The sequence below is a fragment of the Streptomyces sp. NPDC048514 genome (assembly GCF_043199955.1).
Lineage (GTDB): Bacteria > Actinomycetota > Actinomycetes > Streptomycetales > Streptomycetaceae > Streptomyces.
In genome coordinates this window covers 1-17,782 of record NZ_JBICWT010000004.1, presented here as the reverse complement: position 1 = coordinate 17,782, position 17,782 = coordinate 1, and the positions used below count along the sequence as shown (strand labels likewise).

General features: G+C 72.9%; 18 protein-coding genes. 5 read left to right on the top strand and 13 right to left on the bottom strand.

Annotation, left to right across the window (positions count from 1 at the left end; translation table 11 throughout):
• Positions 1 to 21: 21 nt before the first annotated feature.
• The 5 genes from ACGFT2_RS08910 to afsQ1 form a co-directional block, all read right to left on the bottom strand.
• The gene (locus ACGFT2_RS08910) at positions 22 to 225 is read right to left on the bottom strand and encodes a PspC domain-containing protein (RefSeq protein WP_393275002.1); all 204 of its coding nucleotides are present in this window, start codon (positions 223 to 225) and stop codon (positions 22 to 24) included.
• Between the two features lie 110 nt (positions 226 to 335).
• Positions 336 to 896, bottom strand: a complete 561-nt coding sequence (locus tag ACGFT2_RS08905) for a VanZ family protein (protein WP_393275000.1) — start codon at positions 894 to 896, stop codon at positions 336 to 338.
• Between the two features lie 134 nt (positions 897 to 1,030).
• A complete protein-coding gene (locus tag ACGFT2_RS08900; protein WP_393274998.1) occupies positions 1,031 to 1,630 on the bottom strand; it encodes a hypothetical protein in 600 nt (199 codons plus the stop codon).
• A complete protein-coding gene (locus tag ACGFT2_RS08895) occupies positions 1,627 to 3,219 on the bottom strand; it encodes an ATP-binding protein (protein ID WP_393274996.1) in 1,593 nt (530 codons plus the stop codon). The genes ACGFT2_RS08900 and ACGFT2_RS08895 overlap by 4 nt, the downstream gene beginning before the upstream one ends.
• Positions 3,216 to 3,893, bottom strand: coding sequence for a two-component system response regulator AfsQ1 (afsQ1, locus tag ACGFT2_RS08890; RefSeq protein ID WP_353600656.1), 678 nt, complete (start codon positions 3,891 to 3,893; stop codon positions 3,216 to 3,218). Before afsQ1 ends, ACGFT2_RS08895 begins: the two co-directional genes overlap by 4 nt.
• A 241-nt stretch (positions 3,894 to 4,134) precedes the next feature.
• On the opposite strand from afsQ1, the gene ACGFT2_RS08885 reads away from it, so the two are divergent.
• The gene (locus ACGFT2_RS08885) at positions 4,135 to 4,872 is read left to right on the top strand and encodes a SigE family RNA polymerase sigma factor (RefSeq protein WP_393274993.1); all 738 of its coding nucleotides are present in this window, start codon (positions 4,135 to 4,137) and stop codon (positions 4,870 to 4,872) included.
• A 154-nt stretch (positions 4,873 to 5,026) separates the two neighbouring features.
• Here ACGFT2_RS08885 and ACGFT2_RS08880 read toward each other — a convergent pair whose 3' ends face one another.
• Positions 5,027 to 5,662: a uridine kinase gene (locus ACGFT2_RS08880; RefSeq protein WP_393274991.1), complete on the bottom strand. Its 636-nt coding sequence runs from the start codon at positions 5,660 to 5,662 to the stop codon at positions 5,027 to 5,029.
• A 127-nt stretch (positions 5,663 to 5,789) separates the two neighbouring features.
• Here ACGFT2_RS08880 and ACGFT2_RS08875 point away from each other — a divergent pair, with 127 nt between their 5' ends.
• Positions 5,790 to 6,191, top strand: a complete 402-nt coding sequence (locus ACGFT2_RS08875; RefSeq protein ID WP_393274989.1) for a hypothetical protein — start codon at positions 5,790 to 5,792, stop codon at positions 6,189 to 6,191.
• A 123-nt stretch (positions 6,192 to 6,314) separates the two neighbouring features.
• Here ACGFT2_RS08875 and ACGFT2_RS08870 read toward each other — a convergent pair whose 3' ends face one another.
• Genes ACGFT2_RS08870 through deoC form a run of 3 tightly spaced genes read right to left on the bottom strand, consistent with a single transcriptional unit; the run spans position 6,315 to position 9,623 of the window.
• Positions 6,315 to 7,199 (bottom strand): aldehyde dehydrogenase family protein, encoded by an 885-nt coding sequence (locus ACGFT2_RS08870; RefSeq protein ID WP_393274987.1) that lies wholly within the window; start codon positions 7,197 to 7,199, stop codon positions 6,315 to 6,317.
• Entirely contained in the window at positions 7,192 to 8,628 is a 1,437-nt protein-coding gene (locus ACGFT2_RS08865) for an aldehyde dehydrogenase family protein (protein WP_393274985.1), read from the bottom strand. Before ACGFT2_RS08865 ends, ACGFT2_RS08870 begins: the two co-directional genes overlap by 8 nt.
• Before the next feature lie 5 nt (positions 8,629 to 8,633).
• Positions 8,634 to 9,623, bottom strand: coding sequence for a deoxyribose-phosphate aldolase (gene deoC / locus ACGFT2_RS08860; RefSeq protein ID WP_393274983.1), 990 nt, complete (start codon positions 9,621 to 9,623; stop codon positions 8,634 to 8,636).
• Between the two features lie 181 nt (positions 9,624 to 9,804).
• On the opposite strand from deoC, the gene ACGFT2_RS08855 reads away from it, so the two are divergent.
• The gene (locus ACGFT2_RS08855; RefSeq protein ID WP_393274981.1) at positions 9,805 to 10,506 is read left to right on the top strand and encodes a PH domain-containing protein; all 702 of its coding nucleotides are present in this window, start codon (positions 9,805 to 9,807) and stop codon (positions 10,504 to 10,506) included.
• 116 nt (positions 10,507 to 10,622) lie between these two features.
• Here the strand turns inward: ACGFT2_RS08855 and ACGFT2_RS08850 are convergent, their stop codons facing one another.
• The 3 genes from ACGFT2_RS08850 to ACGFT2_RS08840 form a co-directional block, all read right to left on the bottom strand.
• Positions 10,623 to 12,269 (bottom strand): phospho-sugar mutase, encoded by a 1,647-nt coding sequence (locus tag ACGFT2_RS08850; RefSeq protein WP_393274979.1) that lies wholly within the window; start codon positions 12,267 to 12,269, stop codon positions 10,623 to 10,625.
• Positions 12,270 to 12,528: 259 nt separating this feature from the next.
• Entirely contained in the window at positions 12,529 to 13,365 is an 837-nt protein-coding gene (locus ACGFT2_RS08845) for a purine-nucleoside phosphorylase (RefSeq protein WP_393274977.1), read from the bottom strand.
• Between the two features lie 135 nt (positions 13,366 to 13,500).
• Positions 13,501 to 13,938 (bottom strand): gamma-glutamylcyclotransferase, encoded by a 438-nt coding sequence (locus ACGFT2_RS08840; RefSeq protein ID WP_393274975.1) that lies wholly within the window; start codon positions 13,936 to 13,938, stop codon positions 13,501 to 13,503.
• A gap of 96 nt (positions 13,939 to 14,034) precedes the next feature.
• On the opposite strand from ACGFT2_RS08840, the gene ACGFT2_RS08835 reads away from it, so the two are divergent.
• Positions 14,035 to 15,483: an NAD(P)H-quinone dehydrogenase gene (locus tag ACGFT2_RS08835; protein WP_393274973.1), complete on the top strand. Its 1,449-nt coding sequence runs from the start codon at positions 14,035 to 14,037 to the stop codon at positions 15,481 to 15,483.
• Positions 15,484 to 15,671: 188 nt separating this feature from the next.
• Positions 15,672 to 16,595 carry a DeoR family transcriptional regulator gene (locus ACGFT2_RS08830; RefSeq protein WP_393276267.1) on the top strand — a complete coding sequence of 308 codons (924 nt, stop codon included), beginning with the start codon at positions 15,672 to 15,674 and terminating at the stop codon, positions 16,593 to 16,595.
• Positions 16,596 to 16,915: 320 nt separating this feature from the next.
• Here the strand turns inward: ACGFT2_RS08830 and ACGFT2_RS08825 are convergent.
• On the bottom strand, positions 16,916 to 17,782 hold an 867-nt coding region (locus tag ACGFT2_RS08825), incomplete at its 5' end, for a biotin/lipoyl-containing protein (protein WP_393274971.1).

Below are 17,782 nucleotides of genomic sequence, written 5' to 3'. Positions count from 1 at the left end.
CGGCGCCGGTGTGCGCGGGGCTCACCAGGCGGCGGTGCGGGCCTTGTCCTCCGAGGGCAGCAGGATCCACAGCGCTATGTAGAGCAGGAACTGCGGGCCCGGCAGCAGACAGGAGAGCAGGAAGATCATCCGCATCGTCGTCGCCGAGGTGCCGAAGCGCCGGGCCAGCGCGGCGCACACTCCGCCGATCATGCGGCCTCGGGTGGGGCGGGCAAGCGCGGTCATGTGGGCTCCTCCGTGGTCGCCGGCCCGCTACCGGGCCGCCTGCGGGGCCGCCCCGATGGCGTCCCCAGCTGTCTTCCACGGTACGGAGACGAAGCGGGCGAAGCGTCGCTCTACGGGGCGATCCCGACCCTGGGAATCGTCGGGGTGAGACCCTGAGCCGGGCCCTCCGGGACGGTGACCGGCTCCACCCCGGCGGGCTCGCACCCCTCGCGGCGCCGCAGCCGGGCCCGCCCGGCCGGGACGACCGCCAGGTGGGCCAGCAGTACCCCGAGGGTGTTCAGCAGCACCGAGTCGACGTCCACCACCCGGCCCGGGACCCCGGTCTGCAGCAGGGCGATGCCGAGGGACACCAGGGCGCCCGCGGCCGCCGTACGGAGCAGGGAGGCCAGCGGGGAGACGGTCAGCCTGCCGTGGGCCATCGGCAGCAGCACCCCCAGCGGGGCGAGCAGGCCCAGCCCCTCGGCGAGAGGTCTGACCGCCGCGGGCCAGCCCAGCGCCAGATCGGCCCGGATGCCCGCCAGCGGGCGCAGGTTGGGGGGCATCACCCAGGGCACGTCCAGCGGCCGCAGCATCAGCCAGGCGACGAGAGCCAGGTGGGCGACGAGGAGAACACCCCCCGTCAGCCGGATGCGGATCGCGGCGCTGCCGCCGATGGAGCCTTGACGCTGCACGCCCCCCTAGACGCAGCGCCGGGCACGATCGGTTCCATACCGCCCGGTCTCCTGACGGGTTCCGTGCGCCGTGGCCGGGAAACGGGGCTACGGCGGACACCACCACGCGAGGGCCGGAGCCCCGGCGGTGCCCGTCAGCCCGCGACGTCGCCGGACGGCGGCCGGGTGCGGCCGGGGCGGCTGCGGACGTCGTCGGTGCACTCGTAGCGGCGCAGCGGCGCCGTGCCGGGGCCGGCCAGGATGACCGAGCCGTCGCCCTCGGTGGCGGCGGAGTCGGACAGGGTGCAGACGAGCTGGGCGAGAGCATACGAGGTGAGGCGGCTCGGGGCGGTGCTCAGCCGCAGGGTGTCCTCGGGGTCCTTCGGGCCGGGCCCGGCCACGCTCAGGCCGCCCGGCACGTGCGTCGTGTAACCGGCCGCCTTCTCCGCGGCCGACGGCGACGCGGCGAGCTGGTCCAGCAGCCCCTGCGCCACGATCACCCGGCGCGGGGCGTCCGGGGTGCCGTCCGGAACCCGCACCGCCCGGTCGACGGTCACCAGGGAGGCCCCGCACAGCAGGAAGACCTGCACGGGCACCCCGTGCCCGGACTGCGTGGACGCGTCGGGCGCGGCCAGCGAGCACGCCGCACGGGAGGGTGCCGCCCCGAAGTCGGTCGGCACCTCCGTGGCCCGGATGCCGCAGCCCGTGAGCAGTGCGCCCAGGAGGGGCAGCGCCAGCAGGCGTCGCACGGTCATGACCCCTCCTTCCCCGAACCGCCGCTCCGGCCGGCCCTGTCGTCGTGCTCGTTCGCGTCGGCCTCCTCGGTCAGCCGGGAGGCGTCCCGGGGCAGGCGCAGCGTGAAGACCGCGCCGCCCTCGGGGGAGTTGGCGGCGGTGATCTCGCCGCCGTGGATGTGGGCGTTCTCCAGGGCGATGGACAGCCCGAGGCCGCTGCCCTCGGAACGCGGCCGGGAGGCGCTCGCCTTGTAGAAGCGGTCGAAGACGTGCGGGAGGACGTCCTCGGGGATGCCCGGACCGTGGTCGCGGACCTGGATCACCATCTCCTCGTCCGCCTGCCGCACCGACACCCGCACCGGCGATCCGCCGTGCTTGAGGGCGTTGCCGATCAGGTTCGCGAGGATGACGTCCAGCCGGCGCGGGTCCAGCTGGGCGTGGATGCCGCGCTCGGCGTCCAGCTCGACCGCGTCCAGCCAGGCCCGGGCGTCGATGCAGGCCGTGATCTGGTCGGCGACGTCGACGTCGTCCAGCACCAGCCGGGCGGTGCCCGCGTCGAAGCGGGTGACCTCCATCAGGTTCTCGACCAGGTTGTTCAGCCGACGGGTCTCGCTGACGACGAGCCGCACGGCGGGCTCCACCATGGGGTCGATGCCGCCGGCCTCCGACTCCAGCTCCTCCTCCAGCACCTCCGTCACGGCGGTGATGGCGGTCAGCGGCGTGCGCAGCTCGTGGGACATGTCGGCCACGAACCGGCGCGAGGCGTTGTCGCGGGCGGCCATCTCCGCGACCCGGTGCTCCAGCGCCTCGGCCGCGAGGTTGAACGTCCGTGACAGATCGGCGAGTTCGTCCGTGCCGGAGACCTGGAGCCGGGTGTCCAGCCTGCCCTCGCCCAGCCGCCGGGCGGCCACCCCGAGCCGGTGCACCGGCTTCAGTACGGTCGTGGCGGCGGCCTGCGCGAGCAGCGCGGCGCCGATCAGCGCGAGTCCGGTGGCGATGCCCAGTGACCAGGCCAGCGAGTTGAGGTCCTTGGCCTCCGGTTCCAGGGACTGCGCCATGTAGCCGGTCGGACCGCCGCCGATCACCCGCGTGCCCGCCACCAGATAGGGCGTGCCGCCGTCCGTGACCCGCTGCCAGTACAGGTGGTACGGCTCCTTGCCGGAGCCGGTCACCTTCTGCCGCTTGTCCACGGCCGCGCGCAGCGACGCGGGCACGTCCTCCAGCGAGAAGCCGTTGATGCCGCCCGAGTTGCCGTACACCGTCCGGCCGTCCGCACCCTGACCCACCAGCAGCACGCTGAAGTGCTGGCTGTCGGCGGCCATCTGGCCCGCGACGCGCTGCAGGGCGTCCTGCGTGGGGTGCTCGGGCAGCGCCCCGGCCCGGTTCTGCATCTCCTGCCGGAAGTCGCGCAGTACCGCGTCCTGGGCCCGGGTGAGCACCGCCTCCCGGTTCAGCCAGTAGGCGATGCCCGACGCCGACACCGCGGCGGTGAGCGCGACCAGACCGAAGACCACGACCAGCCGCAGCCTGAGGCTGGTGAACCGCAGCCGCGACAGACTTCCCTTGCGCCCCGCGGTCCAGCCGCGCAGCCCCCCTCGTGTGTCGGTCACTGAGGCGAGTCCAGGCGGTAGCCGACACCACGGACGGTACGGATCAGGGTCGGCGAGGAGGGCACGTCCTCCACCTTGGCGCGCAGCCGCTGCACGCACGCGTCCACCAGGCGCGAGTCGCCCAGGTAGTCGTGCTCCCACACCAGCCGCAGCAACTGCTGCCGGGACAGCGCCTGGCCGGGCCGCCGGCTCAGCTCCAGCAGCAGCCGCAGCTCGGTCGGGGTCAGCTGCAGATCGGCGCCGTTCTTCGTCACGGTCATCGCCGACCGGTCGATGACGAGGCTGCCGAACGTCGCCGAGTCGCTGGACTCACGCTCCCCGCGGCGCAGCACGGCCCGGATCCGGGCGTCCAGCACCCGCCCCTGCACCGGCTTGACCACATAGTCGTCGGCGCCGGACTCGAGTCCGACCACCACGTCGATGTCGTCGTTGCGCGCGGTGAGCAGGATGATCGGCAGCTGGTCGGTGCGCCGGATGCGCCGGCACACCTCGAAGCCGTCGATGCCGGGCAGCATCACGTCCAGCACGATCAGGTCCGGCCGCTGCTCGCGCAACAGCTTCAGACCGTCCTCGCCGCTGGCAGCGGTGGCCACCCGGTGTCCCTGGCGCGTCAGAGAGAGCTCCAGGGCCGTGCGGATGGCGTCGTCGTCCTCGATCAGCAACAGGGAAGGCACGGGGCTCATTCTGGCCCATGGAGGGGGTGGTGGACGACCTGTGGGACCGATCCCCGCACACCGCCACCACCTGTGCGCCCTGTGTGACAGCCGTGTGGCGGGCCCCTGTGACAGGTCTGTGACAGTCGACGGACACGGCCATGAAGTGGCCCCGGCAGTCTTTTGGACACGGGCACGGCGACGAGCCGGAACGGCCCGGAGCCCGACCGAATCACCGGAAGTCCACGACGGGGAGCGCGAGATGAACACGCTGCACAGCATCAGCACCAGCGCAGTTGTCACGCGTCTGCACGACGTGCACCGGGGTTCCGAGAAGTCCGGTGCCGTGAGCCCGCGGGGGTGCGCTCGCGGCACCGGGCGTCAGCACACCGCCTACATGACGGTGGTCGACGCCCGCACGGGGGAGACGCACGGGGGAGACGCGTACGGGGAGGTCCCGGGGGAGCGTCGTTCGCTGTCGGAGGCGGAGTTCACCGCCTACGTCCAGGAGCGCCGCGCCTCCCTGTACGCCACCGCCTACCACCTGACCGGCGACCGCTTCGAGGCCGAGGACCTGCTGCAGAGCGCGCTGTTCTCGACGTACCGGGCGTGGGACCGGATCAGCGACAAGGCGGCCGTCGGCGGCTACCTCCGGCGCACCATGACCAACCTGCACATCAGCGCCTGGCGGCGCCGCAAGCTCAACGAGTACCCGACCGAGGAACTGCCGGAGACGCCCGGCGAGACGGACGCGATGCGCGGCACCGAGCTGCGCGCGGTGCTGTGGCAGGCGCTGTCCCGGCTGCCCGAACCGCAGCGCACCATGCTGGTCCTGCGCTACTACGAGGGCCGCACGGACCCGGAGATCGCCGGCATCCTCGGCATCAGTGTCGGCACGGTGAAGTCCAGCATCTGGCGGTCGCTCCGCCGGCTGCGCGAGGACGAGGTCCTCAGCTTCGGCCGTGACGAGGAGGACGCCTTCGGCGAACTGGTCGCCTGAAGGCAGGGGTCACCGGGGGGTGACTCCGGGGGGCGGGGAACCGGGGAACCACTGGGGGGTGGGTCCCACGGGGGCACGGGGGAGCACAGAGGAACGGGACTGGTGGGCCGGGGGGTCCGACCAGTCCCGTTTCGCGTGCGCGCGGCAACGGCGGTCAGGCCACCGGCTGCCGGGGGGTCCTGCGGCCGGCCGCGGCCGCCGCCAGCCGGCCCAGCGCCTCGTCACGGTCGCACGGGTGGGCGCCGAGCGTCGTCTGCCGGGCGACGATCGACCGTTCCGCGCGCATCAGCCGCCAGCCGCGGCGCAGCAGGAAGGGCACCGACTTGCGGCCCTCCCGCAGATCGCGCAGGAAGCGCCGCCGGAAGGTGGTGACCGGGCCGCGGGTCAGGCACAGCGCGTCGGCCAGCAGGCCCCGCTCCCGGCAGCGCCCGACGATCTCCGCGGCGAAGATGCCCTCGGCGATGAACAGCGGGGTGCGGCCGATGTGCAGCGTCTCCTCGCCGGTACGGGCGCTCAGCGCGAGGTCGTAGACCGGGACCGGCGTCGATCCCGAGGCGCACAGCCGGGCGATGGCCTCGACCGCGATGTCCGCGTCCCAGGACTCCGGGTGGTCCCAGTCGATGTCCGAACTCCCCTCCACCACGGGCAGGGTCGGGTCGTCGCCCTCCTTGTAGAAGTCGTCCAGGCGCAGGACGGGGAGCCCGGAACGGGCCGCGACGAGGGACTTGCCCGAGCCCGAGGGGCCGCACAGCAGCACGACGCGGGCGGGGGACGGCGGATGAATGCTCACGGAACACCAGTTTGACGTATGGGGGGCCGTCTGCCGACCCCGCGGGTCGCCTTTTGAGCGTGAGACGGCCCTCAACTACCCTTCGTGTCGAACTCATTACCCTGCGCACCAGAAGGCGGCACCAGTGATGGCCCGACACACCTCTTCCCAGCACCCCGCGGCCCGCCGCGTCCTGATCACCCTGGCGGCCGCGGGGGCGGCCCTCGGGGCGGGGGCGGCGACGGCGTCCGCCGACTCGGTCCCCGCTCTGGGCCTGGCCTACCGGCCCCTGGACTTCGGCAAAGTGGACCCGCAGGCGGGTGTCGGCGCCGCGACCGGCATGGTCGGCTACGTGACCGGACCGGTCGCCGGGCTCAAGCCCAACCCGCTGGCCGGCACGGGGGTCGACCCGCTCGACAACGGGGTCGCCACCCAGCTGGGCGACTTCAAGCCGCTGTCCTCCCAGATGCTGACGCGCCCGCTGGCGCAGGCACCCTCGCTGGGGAGTGTGCCGGTGCTGGGCCAGGCGCTCGGGGGACCGGGCCACTGAACGCGCCGAGGGACGCGGGGAACTGCGCCACCGGCCGCGAACGACCCGCGGCCGGCAGGCCGACGCAGTTCCCCGCCGCCGCCCGGCGGCCGGGTGCGACCGTCACCCGGCAGGCGGAGCGACTCAGTACGCCGAACCGGACGCGCCGAGCGACCCCGTCGGGTGCCAGACCGTCTTCGTCTCCAGGAACGCCGTCATCCGGTCGATCCCCGGCGTCTCGAAGTGATCCACAGCCTGTGGACGCAGCACGCGCTTCAGATTGTCCGCCGCCGCGATCTCCAGCTCCTTCGCCAGCGCCTCGTCGGCGCCTGCGAGATCGATCGCGTTGACGTCCTGGTGGGCGGCCAGCGGCGCGGCGATCTCCGCCGTACGGCCGGTCAGGATGTTGACCACACCGCCCGGCACGTCGGAGGTGGCCAGCACCTCGCCCAGCGAGAGGGCGGGCAGCGGGGACTTCTCGGAGGCGATGACGACCGCGGTGTTGCCGGTGGCGATCACCGGGGCCAGCACCGAGACCAGGCCGAGGAAGGACGACTCCTGCGGGGCCACGACGGCGACCACGCCGGTCGGCTCCGGGGAGGAGAGGTTGAAGAACGGCCCCGCGACCGGGTTGGCGCCGCCGACCACCTGGGTGATCTTGTCGGTCCAGCCCGCGTACCAGACCCAGCGGTCGATCGTGGCGTCCACGACCGCCGCCGCCTTGGACTTGGACAGCCCCTCGGCCTCGGCCACCTCGCGCACGAACTGCTCCCGGCGGCCCTCCAGCATCTCCGCGACGCGGTAGAGGACCTGGCCGCGGTTGTAGGCGGTCGCGCCGGACCAGCCGCCGAACGCCTTGCGCGCGGCCACGACCGCGTCCCGGGCGTCCTTGCGGGACGACTGGGGGGCGTTGGCCAGCCACGTGCCCTTGGAGTCGGTCACCTCGTACACCCGGCCGCTCTCGGAACGCGGGAACTTCCCGCCGACGTACAGCTTGTAGGTCTTGAAGACGCTCAGACGGTCAGACATCGAGGTAAGCCTCCAGGCCGTGGCGGCCGCCCTCGCGACCGAAGCCCGACTCCTTGTAGCCGCCGAACGGCGAGGTCGGATCGAACTTGTTGAACGTGTTGGACCAGACGACACCGGCCCGGAGCTTGTTCGCGACGGCCAGGATGCGCGAGCCCTTCTCGGTCCAGATGCCGGCCGACAGGCCGTACTGGGTGTTGTTCGCCTTGGCGACCGCCTCGTCCGGCGTGCGGAAGGTGAGGACCGACAGCACCGGGCCGAAGATCTCGTCGCGCGCGATGGTGTGCGCCTGGGTGACGTTCGTGAACAGCGTCGGCGCGAACCAGTAGCCGGCGGAGGGCAGTTCGCAGGCCGGCGACCAGCGCTCGGCGCCCTCCGCCTCGCCCTGCTCGGTCAGCGCGGTGATCCGGGCCAGCTGCTCGGCGGAGTTGATCGCGCCGATGTCGGTGTTCTTGTCCAGCGGGTCGCCGAGGCGGAGCGTGGACAGCCGGCGCTTGAGGGAGTCCAGCAGCTCGTCCTGGATCGACTCCTGGACGAGCAGCCGGGAGCCGGCGCAGCAGACCTGGCCCTGGTTGAAGAAGATGCCGGTGACGATGCCCTCGACGGCCTGGTCGATCGGGGCGTCGTCGAAGACGATGTTGGCGCCCTTGCCGCCCAGTTCCAGGGTGAGCTTCTTGCGCGTTCCGGCGACGGTGCGGGCGATCTCCTTGCCCACTGCCGTGGAGCCGGTGAAGGCCACCTTGTTCACGTCCGGGTGCCCGACGAGCGCGGCGCCCGTGTCGCCGTAGCCCGGGAGGATGTTGACGACACCCCTGGGCAGACCGGCCTGACGGCAGATGTCCGCGAAGAAGAGCGCGGAGAGCGGGGTCGTCTCGGCGGGCTTCAGGACGACCGTGTTGCCGGCGGCCAGTGCCGGGGCGATCTTCCAGGCCAGCATCAGCAGCGGGAAGTTCCACGGGATGACCTGGCCGGCCACGCCCAGCGGGCGCGGGTTCGCGCCGAAGCCGGCGTGGTCGAGCTTGTCCGCCCAGCCCGCGTAGTAGAAGAAGTGCGCGGCGACCAGCGGGAGGTCCGCGTCGCGCGTCTCCTTGATCGGCTTGCCGTTGTCCAGCGTCTCCAGGACGGCCAGCTCACGGCTGCGCTCCTGGATGATCCGGGCGATGCGGAACAGGTACTTGGCGCGCTCGGAGCCGGGCAGGGCCGACCACTTCTCGAACGCCTTGCGGGCGGCCTTGACGGCCCGGTCCACGTCCTCGGCACCGGCCCGCGCGACCTCGGAGAGGACCTCCTCGGTGGAGGGGCTGACCGTCTTGAAGACCTTGCCCTCGGCCGCCTCGACGAACTCGCCGTCGATGAACAGGCCGTAGGACGGGGCGATGTCGACGACCGAGCGGGACTCGGGCGCCGGTGCGTACTCGAATACGGAAGCCATGATGATCAGTCCACCGTCACGTAGTCGGGGCCGGAGTAGCGGCCGGTGGCCAGCTTCTGGCGCTGCATCAGCAGGTCGTTCAGCAGCGAGGAGGCGCCGAAGCGGAACCAGTGGTTGTCCAGCCAGTCCGCGCCGGCGGTCTCGTTGACCAGGACCAGGAACTTGACGGCGTCCTTGGTGGTGCGGATGCCGCCGGCGGGCTTCACGCCGACCTGGACGCCGGTCTGGGCGCGGAAGTCGCGCACCGCCTCCAGCATCAGCAGGGTGTTGGCGGGGGTCGCGTTGACGGCGACCTTGCCGGTGGAGGTCTTGATGAAGTCGGCGCCGGCCAGCATGCCGAGCCAGGAGGCGCGGCGGATGTTGTCGTACGTCGACAGCTCGCCGGTCTCGAAGATGACCTTCAGCCGGGCGCTGTCCCCGCAGGCCTCCTTCACGGCGACGATCTCGTCGTACACCTTCAGGTACTTGCCGGCGAGGAACGCGCCCCGGTCGATGACCATGTCGATCTCGTCGGCACCGGCGGCGACGGCGTCCCGCACGTCGGCCAGCTTCACCTCGAGGGCGGCGCGGCCGGCCGGGAAGGCGGTGGCGACCGAGGCGACCTTGACGCCGGAACCGGCGACGGCCTCCTTGGCGACGGCCACCATGTCGGGGTAGACGCAGACGGCCGCCGTGGTCGGGGTCGTCCGGTCCGTGGGGTCCGGGTGGGCCGCCTTGGCGCCGAGCGCCCGGACCTTGCCCGGGGTGTCCGCACCCTCGAGCGTCGTCAGGTCGACCATCGAGATGGCGAGGTCGATGGCGTACGCCTTGGCGGTGGTCTTGATGGAACGGGTGCCGAGAGACGCGGCACGCGCCTCCAGGCCGACCGCGTCGACGCCGGGCAGCCCGTGCAGAAAGCGGCGCAGGGTGCTGTCGGACGCGGTGACGTCTGCGATGGGGGCCCCGCCCACGCGCTGAGCCGTGGGGGAGTGTGCTGTGGGTGCAGTGGTGGGCATGGTCACCAGACGAGCATATCTACGCGCGTAGCGAATGTATACCCCGGGAACGGCGTCGGGTGGGGGCGCCGACGATGGCGAGGGGGCCGGGGGTGGCTGCTCCGGCCCCGGCGTCGAGACGGAGACCGCGGTGCCCGGGCGGGGCGGCCGGGTGGCGGGGGCGTAGGGCAGAATCGGGGCCATGACGACCCCTGCCCACCAGTCACCCGCGTCACAGCCTCCGGTGCCCGGAGCCAAGGACCGGATCTACCGCTCGCCCATGGCCCTGGCGGGCGGTGTGCTGCTGCTCGTGGTCGTCTGCTGGCTCGGCATCGACGCGCTGGTCAAGGGCCGCGACCGCGCCCCCTGGCTGGCGCTCGCCGGCATGATCCTGGTCATTCCGCTGGTCGTGGCCTTCACGCTCCGGCCCGCGGTCTTCGCGAACGAGGACCGGCTGCGCATCCGCAACCCCTTCCGTCTGATCACCCTCCCCTGGGGCCGGGTCTCGGGCCTGCGCTCGAGCTTCTCCAACGAGGTCGTGGCCGAGTCCGGCGCCAAGTACCAGCTGTGGGCCGTCCCGGTCTCGCTGCGGGCCCGCAAGAAGGCGGCACGCCGGCAGCAGCGGGCGGCGGCGGACGCGGCCCGGGGCACGATGCCGGGCGGCCGGCTCGGCGGGCTCGGGCCGAGCGGCTTCGGCCTCGGCGGGTTCGCCCTGCGCGGCGCGGAGACCGGGCCGGCCCGGGCGGACACCGACCAGGTCATGGACGACCTGCGCGAGCTGCTGGAGCGGCGCGGGGAGGCGGAGACCGCCCAGGGCGAGCCGACGGTCCGCTGGGCGTACGAGGTGATCGCCCCGGCGGTGGCCGGCGCGATCCTGCTGGCGGTCCTGCTGGCGGTGGGCTGAGGCCCAGGTTCCGCCGGACCGCTCGGGCCCTGGCCCGCCGGACCGATGAGGCGGCCGCACGAAAGCGCCGGCCGGCCGCGGGACCCGCGACCGCCCGGCGCTTTCGTGCGAAGGACTCAGATGCCGGCGGCCGCCGACAGGTCCCGCTTGACGGCCGCGAGCAGCTCGGCCGCGCGGGCGCGCGCCGCCGGCAGTCCGGCGTGCCCGTCGACCGGTACGACGACCTCCAGGTAGCACTTGAGCTTGGGCTCGGTGCCGCTCGGGCGGACGATGACGCGGGCGCCGTCGAGGGTGTAGCGCAGGCCGTCGGTGGGCGGCAGCCGGTCCGTGCCCCGGGTGAGGTCCTCGGCCCGGGTGACGGCGAGACCGGCCAGCCCGGTCGGCGGCTGTTCGCGCAGGCGGCGCATCGCGTCGGCGATCAGCGACAGGTCCTCGACCCGCACCGACAGCTGGTCGGTGGCGTGCAGGCCGTGCTCCACGGCGAGGTCGTCGAGGAGGTCGAGCAGCGTGCGGCCGTCCTCCTTGAGCACGGAGGCCAGCTCGGTGATCAGCAGCGCGGCCGTGATGCCGTCCTTGTCGCGCACGCCCTCGGGGTCCACGCAGTAGCCGAGGGCCTCCTCGTAGCCGTAGCGCAGGCCGTCCACGCGGGCGATCCACTTGAAGCCGGTCAGGGTCTCCTCGTACGGCAGGCCCGCCTTCGCGGCGATCCGGCCGAGCAGCGAGGAGGAGACGATCGACTCGGCGAAGGTGCCGCTCGCCCCCCGCCGCACCAGGTGGGCGGCGAGCAGGGCGCCGACCTCGTCGCCGCGCAGCATGCGCCAGTCGCCGCCGTCCTTCACCGCCACCGCGCAGCGGTCGGCGTCCGGGTCGTTGGCGACGATCAGGTCCGGGTCGGTGGCGCGGGCCCGGGCGAACGCCAGGTCCATCGCGCCCGGCTCCTCCGGGTTGGGGAAGGCGACCGTCGGGAAGTCCGGGTCGGGGTCGGCCTGTTCGGCGACCAGCACCGGCTCGGGGAAGCCGGCGCGGGCGAAGGCGGCGAGCAGGACGTCCTTGCCGACGCCGTGCATCGCCGTGTAGACCGTGCGGGCGGTGCGCGGGGAGCCGGCGGCCAGGACGGCGTCCGTACGGGCCAGATAGGCGTCCAGGACCGCGTCGTCGAGGATCTCCCAGCCGGCGTCCGGGCGGGGTACGTCGTGCAGGGAGACGATCGCGTCGATCTCGGCGGCGATCTCCGCGTCGGCGGGCGGGACGATCTGCGAACCGTCGCCCAGGTACACCTTGTAGCCGTTGTCCCGCGGCGGGTTGTGGCTGGCGGTGACCTCCACGCCGGCGACCGCGCCCAGGTGCCGTATGGCGAAGGCGAGGACGGGCGTGGGCAGGGGGCGCGGGAGCACGGCCGCGCGCAGGCCGGCACCGGTCATCACGGCGGCGGTGTCCCGGGCGAAGTCGGCGGACTTGTGGCGGGCGTCGTAGCCGATGACGACGAGGCCGGCGTCGTCGCCCCCGTGGGGGGTCCCGTTCCTCTTCAGGTACGCGGCGAGGCCGGCGGCGGCCCGGATGACGACGCTGCGGTTCATGCGCATGGGACCGGCGCCGAGTTCGCCGCGCAGGCCGGCGGTGCCGAACTGGAGGGTGCCGGAGAAGCGGGCCGACAGTTCTTTCGTGTCGCCGGCGTCGATCAGCTCGGCGAGTTCGTCACGGGTCTCCGTGTCGGGGTCCTCGGCGAGCCATGTCCTGGCCCGGGCGATGAGATCGTCGTGCACCTTGGGATCAACCTCTCCTGTGTCTGCCTGTCCGGCCGGGGACTCCGCCCCGGCCCCCGGCCCGCCGTCCCGTGCCCCGGGGAACCGGTCCGCCGTGCGTAGGACATCGGATGACCGCGGGACCGTGCCCGTGAAGCCGGGCCGCGTTTCGCCCGATGGGGCGCGGCCGGCTTCGGGGGCGTCGGCGGGGCGTTGCTTTCGTCGGCCGCTCCGGCCGTCGGCGCCGTGGCCCGGCGCGTGCGCCGGGGCCGCGGGCCGGTCAGATCTTGTCCAGCACCCGCGCCAGCAGCTGGCCCATGCGGGCCGCCGAGTCGCGGCCGGCCTGGAGGACCTCCTCGTGGTTGAGGGGTTCGCCGGTCATGCCCGCGGCCAGGTTGGTGACCAGGGAGATGCCCAGCACCTCGGCACCGGCCTCGCGTGCGGCGATCGCCTCGAGGACCGTGGACATGCCGACCAGGTCCGCGCCGATGACACGGGCCATGCGGATCTCGGCCGGGGTCTCGTAGTGCGGGCCGGGGAACTGCGCGTAGACGCCCTCCTCCAGGGAGGGGTCGATCTCCTTGCACAGGGCGCGCAGGCGCGGCGAGTAGAGGTCCGTCAGGTCGACGAAGTTGGCGCCGACGATCGGGGAGGTCGCCGTCAGGTTGATGTGGTCGCTGATCAGCACCGGCTGGCCGGGGCGCATGCCCTCGCGCAGGCCGCCGCAGCCGTTGGTGAGGACCACGGTCTTGCAGCCGGCGGCGACGGCGGTGCGCACACCGTGCGCCACGGCGGCGACGCCACGGCCCTCGTAGTAGTGCGTGCGGCCCAGGAAGACCATGGCACGCTTGCCGCCGAAGGAGTACGAGCGGACCTTGCCGCCGTGCCCCTCGACCGCCGGCGGCGGGAAGCCGGGCAGCTCGGTGACCGGGAACTCGGCGTCGGGTGTGCCCAGTGCGTCGACGGCCGGAGCCCAGCCGGAGCCCATCACGAGGGCGACGTCGTGGGTCTCGGCGCCGGTGAGGGCGCGCAGGCGCGCGGCGGCGGCGTCGGCGGCGGCCCTGGGGTCTGCTGGGGCGGCGCCCTGGATGTCGTCCGGGAGAAGAGATGCGTTCACGCCGACGAGGGTAGCCGGTCTGCGCCTACGCGCGTAGATGACAGAGCCCACGGGTTCGCAATCGTTGTCTTGTCGTTTTCCACAAACGGTGGGCAAAAGTGCGGGAAAATCCGCGGGCGCCCGGCCCGCCCGGGCTCAGCAGGGGCGCTTGCGGAGTTCCATCACATAGTCGTGCGGCGCCCCGGCGGACTCCGCGGCGTCGGCGACCTCACCCAGATACCGCGCCGAGGGCAGCCCGCCCTCGTACCCGTTCAGGATGTACACCCAGGCCGGTTCCTCGCCGTCCAGCGTGTGCACGCGCACCCGCATCCGACGGTAGAGGCCGAGCCCCACGCCCTCCCACCGGTCCAGCGACTCCTCGTCCAGGGGTGCGAGGTCGTACAGGCCGACGAAGACCTGCGCCAGCGGGTCCTCCACGAGTGTCGCCAGGGCGCCCTCCCAGCCCAGCTGCTCCCCGCCGAAGGTCAGCCGCCAGCCGTTCAGCCAACCGGTGGCGCGCAGCGGCGAGTGCGGTGCGCGGCGCGACATCAGCCGCGCGTCGAGGTTGCCGGCGTACGCGGCATAGAGCGACATGGAGGCAGGGTACGGCAGGGGGGACGCGGGTCACTTCCGCCCCGGTCGGCTCCCTGGCGCGCCCCGGGGCATCAGCACCTTGAAGCGTGCGGGACAATGGGGTACGTGACTCGGATCGTGATCATCGGTGGCGGACCCGGCGGATACGAGGCGGCCCTGGTGGCCGCCCAGCTCGGCGCGGAGGTGACCGTCGTGGACTGCGACGGTCTGGGCGGAGCGTCGGTGCTGACCGACTGCGTGCCGTCGAAGACCCTCATCGCCACGGCCGAGGTGATGACCACCTTCGACTCCTCGTACGAGGAGCTGGGGATCATCGTCGCCGACGACACCCCTCCCCTGGAGCAGGCGGCCCGGGTGGTCGGGGTGGACCTGGGCAAGGTCAACCGGCGGGTGAAGCGGCTCGCGCTCGCCCAGTCCCACGACATCACCGCGTCCGTGACGCGGGCCGGCGCCCGGGTCATGCGCGGCCGCGGCCGGCTGGACGGCATGCAGGCCCTGGACGGCTCCCGCAAGGTCGTCGTCACCGCCGCCGACGGCACCGAGGAGACCCTCCCCGCCGACGCCGTCCTCATCGCCACCGGCGGCCACCCGCGCGAGCTGCCCGACGCCCAGCCGGACGGCGAGCGCATCCTGAACTGGACCCAGGTCTACGACCTCACCGAGCTGCCGGACGAGCTGATCGTGGTCGGCTCCGGCGTCACCGGCGCCGAGTTCGCCGGCGCCTACCAGGCCCTGGGCTCCAAGGTCACCCTGGTCTCGTCCCGGGACCGCGTGCTGCCCGGCGAGGACCCGGACGCCGCCGCCGTGCTGGAGGACGTCTTCCGGCGCCGTGGCATGAACGTCATGGCCCGCTCGCGCGCGCAGTCCGCCAAGCGGGTCGGCGACCGGGTCGAGGTGACGCTGTCCGACGGCCGGGTCATCACCGGCTCCCACTGCCTGATGGCCGTCGGCGCCATCCCGAACAGCGCCGGGCTCGGCCTGGAGGAGGCGGGCGTCAAGCTGCGCGAGTCGGGCCACATCTGGACCGACAAGGTCTCGCGGACGACCGCTCCCGGCGTCTACGCGGCCGGCGACGTGACCGGCGTCTTCGCCCTCGCGTCCGTCGCCGCCATGCAGGGCCGGATCGCCATGTACCACTTCCTCGGCGACGCGGTGGCCCCGCTGAACCTGAAGACGGTCTCCTCGAACGTCTTCACCGATCCCGAGATCGCCACCGTCGGGTACTCGCAGGCGGACGTGGACGCGGGCAAGATCGACGCGAGGGTCGTGAAGCTGCCCCTGCTGCGCAACCCGCGCGCCAAGATGCAGGGCATCCGGGACGGCTTCGTGAAGATCTTCTGCCGGCCGGGCACGGGCATCGTCGTCGGCGGTGTGGTCGTGGCGCCCCGCGCCTCGGAACTCATCCACCCCATCTCGATCGCCGTCGACAACAATCTGACGGTCGAACAGATCGCGAACGCGTTCACCGTGTACCCCTCCCTTTCGGGGTCGATCGCGGAGGTCGCCCGGCAGCTGCATACGCGCAAGGCGAGCGCCGAGGCCTGACGATCCCCCAACTTCCCGCTGGTCACGGGGAGTTGCCGCGTTTGCGTACGGCATAGTCGGGGCGAGTAGGCTCTATACCACCTCCCGCCTCACCATGCGAACAACTTCTGCTATTCGGCGCAAACTGCTGAAAGCAGACGGTCGCTGGGGTTACTGTCAGTTTCGTGTTCGCTGCTGAACGTCGCCAATTGATCCTCGAAATGGTGCGAGCGAACGGTGCCGTGTCGCTCCGTGAACTCGCCCGCGTCGTCCAGACCTCCGAAGTGACCGTACGGCGGGACGTGCGCGCGCTGGAGGCAGAAGGACTCCTCGACCGCCGGCACGGCGGTGCGGTACTGCCGGGCGGATTCACGCGGGAGTCCGGCTTTCCGCAGAAATCCCATCTCGCGACCGCGGAGAAGACGGCCATCGCCGACCTCGCCGCGGGCCTCGTCGAAGAGGGCGAGGCCATCGTGGTCGGTGCGGGTACCACCACCCAGGAGCTGGCCCGCCGGCTCGCCCGGGTGCCCGGACTGACCGTCGTCACCAACTCCCTGCTGGTGGCGCAGGCGCTGGCCCATGCCAACCGGGTGGAGGTCGTGATGACCGGCGGCACCCTGCGCGGCTCCAACTACGCCCTCGTCGGCTCCGGCGCCGAGCAGTCCCTGCAGGGGCTGCGGGTGTCCAAGGCCTTCCTGTCCGGGAGCGGGCTCACCGCCGAGCGCGGGCTGTCCACGTCCAACATGCTCTCGGCGTCCGTCGACCGGGCGCTGGTGCAGGCCGCCGCGGAGGTCGTGGTCCTCGCCGACCACACCAAGCTCGGCACGGACACGATGTTCCAGACCGTGCCGACGGATCTCATCACCCGTCTGGTCACCGACGAGCCACCCGGCCACGACGACCGGGCCGTCACGGAGCTGCAGGCCCTTGCCGATCAGGGGGTGCAGATCGCCGTGGCCGGGGCGAGCGGGGGCCTGGGGGGTGACCAAGGGCCTGCGGCGCGTCAGCAGCGGGCCCTGCCCGGGCCCCGGCGGGGACACGCGCCCGGAGCGTCGGCGTTGCGGTCCGCGGCGGGGCTGGGTGAGCCGACGGGGGCGGAGCGGGCGCGGGTCGCCGACCTGCGCCGGCGGTAGCCTGCGGGCGGCTCGGCGGCCCCGCGGTCTGAGGGGCAGGCCGTCCTGCGGCCGCGGGTCCGTCGTGGTCGTTCGCGCGGTTTCCCGCGCCCCTGGGGTGGCGGGCGATGCGTCTTGGGTGCGGGCCCGTTGTGGGTGTTCACGTGGTTCCCCGCGCCCCTGGGTGCCGGCCTGCCTGTTCCCGGTGCGGGTCCGTTGTGGGTGTTCGCGTCGTTCCCCGCGCCCCTCGGGGGCCCTGAAGGGGGTTGCCTCCGAGGGGGCTCGTGGGGTGCTGGTGCCTGGTGGGGCGGCTTTCCGGCCCACCAGGCACCGGCTGTGCCTCAGTCCTTGATCTCGCAGATCGCGGCGCCGGAGGTGATGGAGGCGCCGATGTCGGCGGTCAGGCCCTTGATGGTGCCGGCCTTGTGCGCGTTGAGGGGCTGTTCCATCTTCATGGCCTCCAGGACGACGATGAGGTCGCCTTCCTGGACCTCCTGGCCCTCCTCGACGGCGATCTTGACGATCGTGCCCTGCATGGGTGAGGCGAGGGTGTCGCCGGAGGCGACGGGGCCGGACTTCTTGGCCGCGCGGCGTTTGGGCTTGGCGCCCGCGGCGAGACCGGTGCGGGCCAGGGACATGCCCAGCGAGGCCGGGAGGGACACCTCCAGACGCTTGCCGCCGACCTCGACGACGACCGTCTCGCGGCCGCCGCCCTCCTCCTCCGCCTCGGCGTCGGCGGGAGCGGCGAACGGCTTGATCTCGTTGACGAACTCGGTCTCGATCCAGCGGGTGTGGACCGTGAACGGGTCGGCCGATCCGGTCAGCTCCGGGGCGAACGCCGAATCCTTCACCACCGCGCGGTGGAAGGGGATCGCGGTGGCCATGCCCTCGACGGTGAATTCGTCGAGCGCGCGGGCGGCCCGCTCCAGGGCCTCCTTGCGGGTGCGGCCGGTCACGATCAGCTTCGCCAGCAGCGAGTCCCAGGCCGGGCCGATCACACTGCCGGACTCCACGCCGGCGTCCAGCCGGACACCGGGGCCCGAGGGGGCGTCGAAGCGGGTGACCGTGCCGGGGGCGGGCAGGAAGTTGCGGCCCGGGTCCTCACCGTTGATCCGGAACTCGAACGAGTGTCCGCGCAGCGCGGGGTCGTCGTAGCCCAGTTCCTCGCCGTCGGCGATACGGAACATCTCACGGACCAGGTCGATCCC

Excerpts from the sequence above, each read along its gene's own strand:
- ACGFT2_RS08835 (WP_393274973.1), top strand. The coding sequence starts at position 14,035 with ATGGGGTACGTGACTCGGATCGTGATCATCGGTGGCGGACCCGGCGGA.
- ACGFT2_RS08870 (WP_393274987.1), bottom strand. The coding sequence starts at position 7,199 with ATGTCTGACCGTCTGAGCGTCTTCAAGACCTACAAGCTGTACGTCGGC.
- ACGFT2_RS08885 (WP_393274993.1), top strand. The coding sequence starts at position 4,135 with ATGAACACGCTGCACAGCATCAGCACCAGCGCAGTTGTCACGCGTCTG.
- ACGFT2_RS08840 (WP_393274975.1), bottom strand. The coding sequence starts at position 13,938 with ATGTCGCTCTATGCCGCGTACGCCGGCAACCTCGACGCGCGGCTGATG.
- ACGFT2_RS08900 (WP_393274998.1), bottom strand. The coding sequence starts at position 1,630 with ATGACCGTGCGACGCCTGCTGGCGCTGCCCCTCCTGGGCGCACTGCTC.
- ACGFT2_RS08855 (WP_393274981.1), top strand. The coding sequence starts at position 9,805 with ATGACGACCCCTGCCCACCAGTCACCCGCGTCACAGCCTCCGGTGCCC.
- deoC (WP_393274983.1), bottom strand. The coding sequence starts at position 9,623 with ATGCCCACCACTGCACCCACAGCACACTCCCCCACGGCTCAGCGCGTG.
- ACGFT2_RS08865 (WP_393274985.1), bottom strand. The coding sequence starts at position 8,628 with ATGGCTTCCGTATTCGAGTACGCACCGGCGCCCGAGTCCCGCTCGGTC.
- ACGFT2_RS08875 (WP_393274989.1), top strand. The coding sequence starts at position 5,790 with ATGGCCCGACACACCTCTTCCCAGCACCCCGCGGCCCGCCGCGTCCTG.
- ACGFT2_RS08910 (WP_393275002.1), bottom strand. The coding sequence starts at position 225 with ATGACCGCGCTTGCCCGCCCCACCCGAGGCCGCATGATCGGCGGAGTG.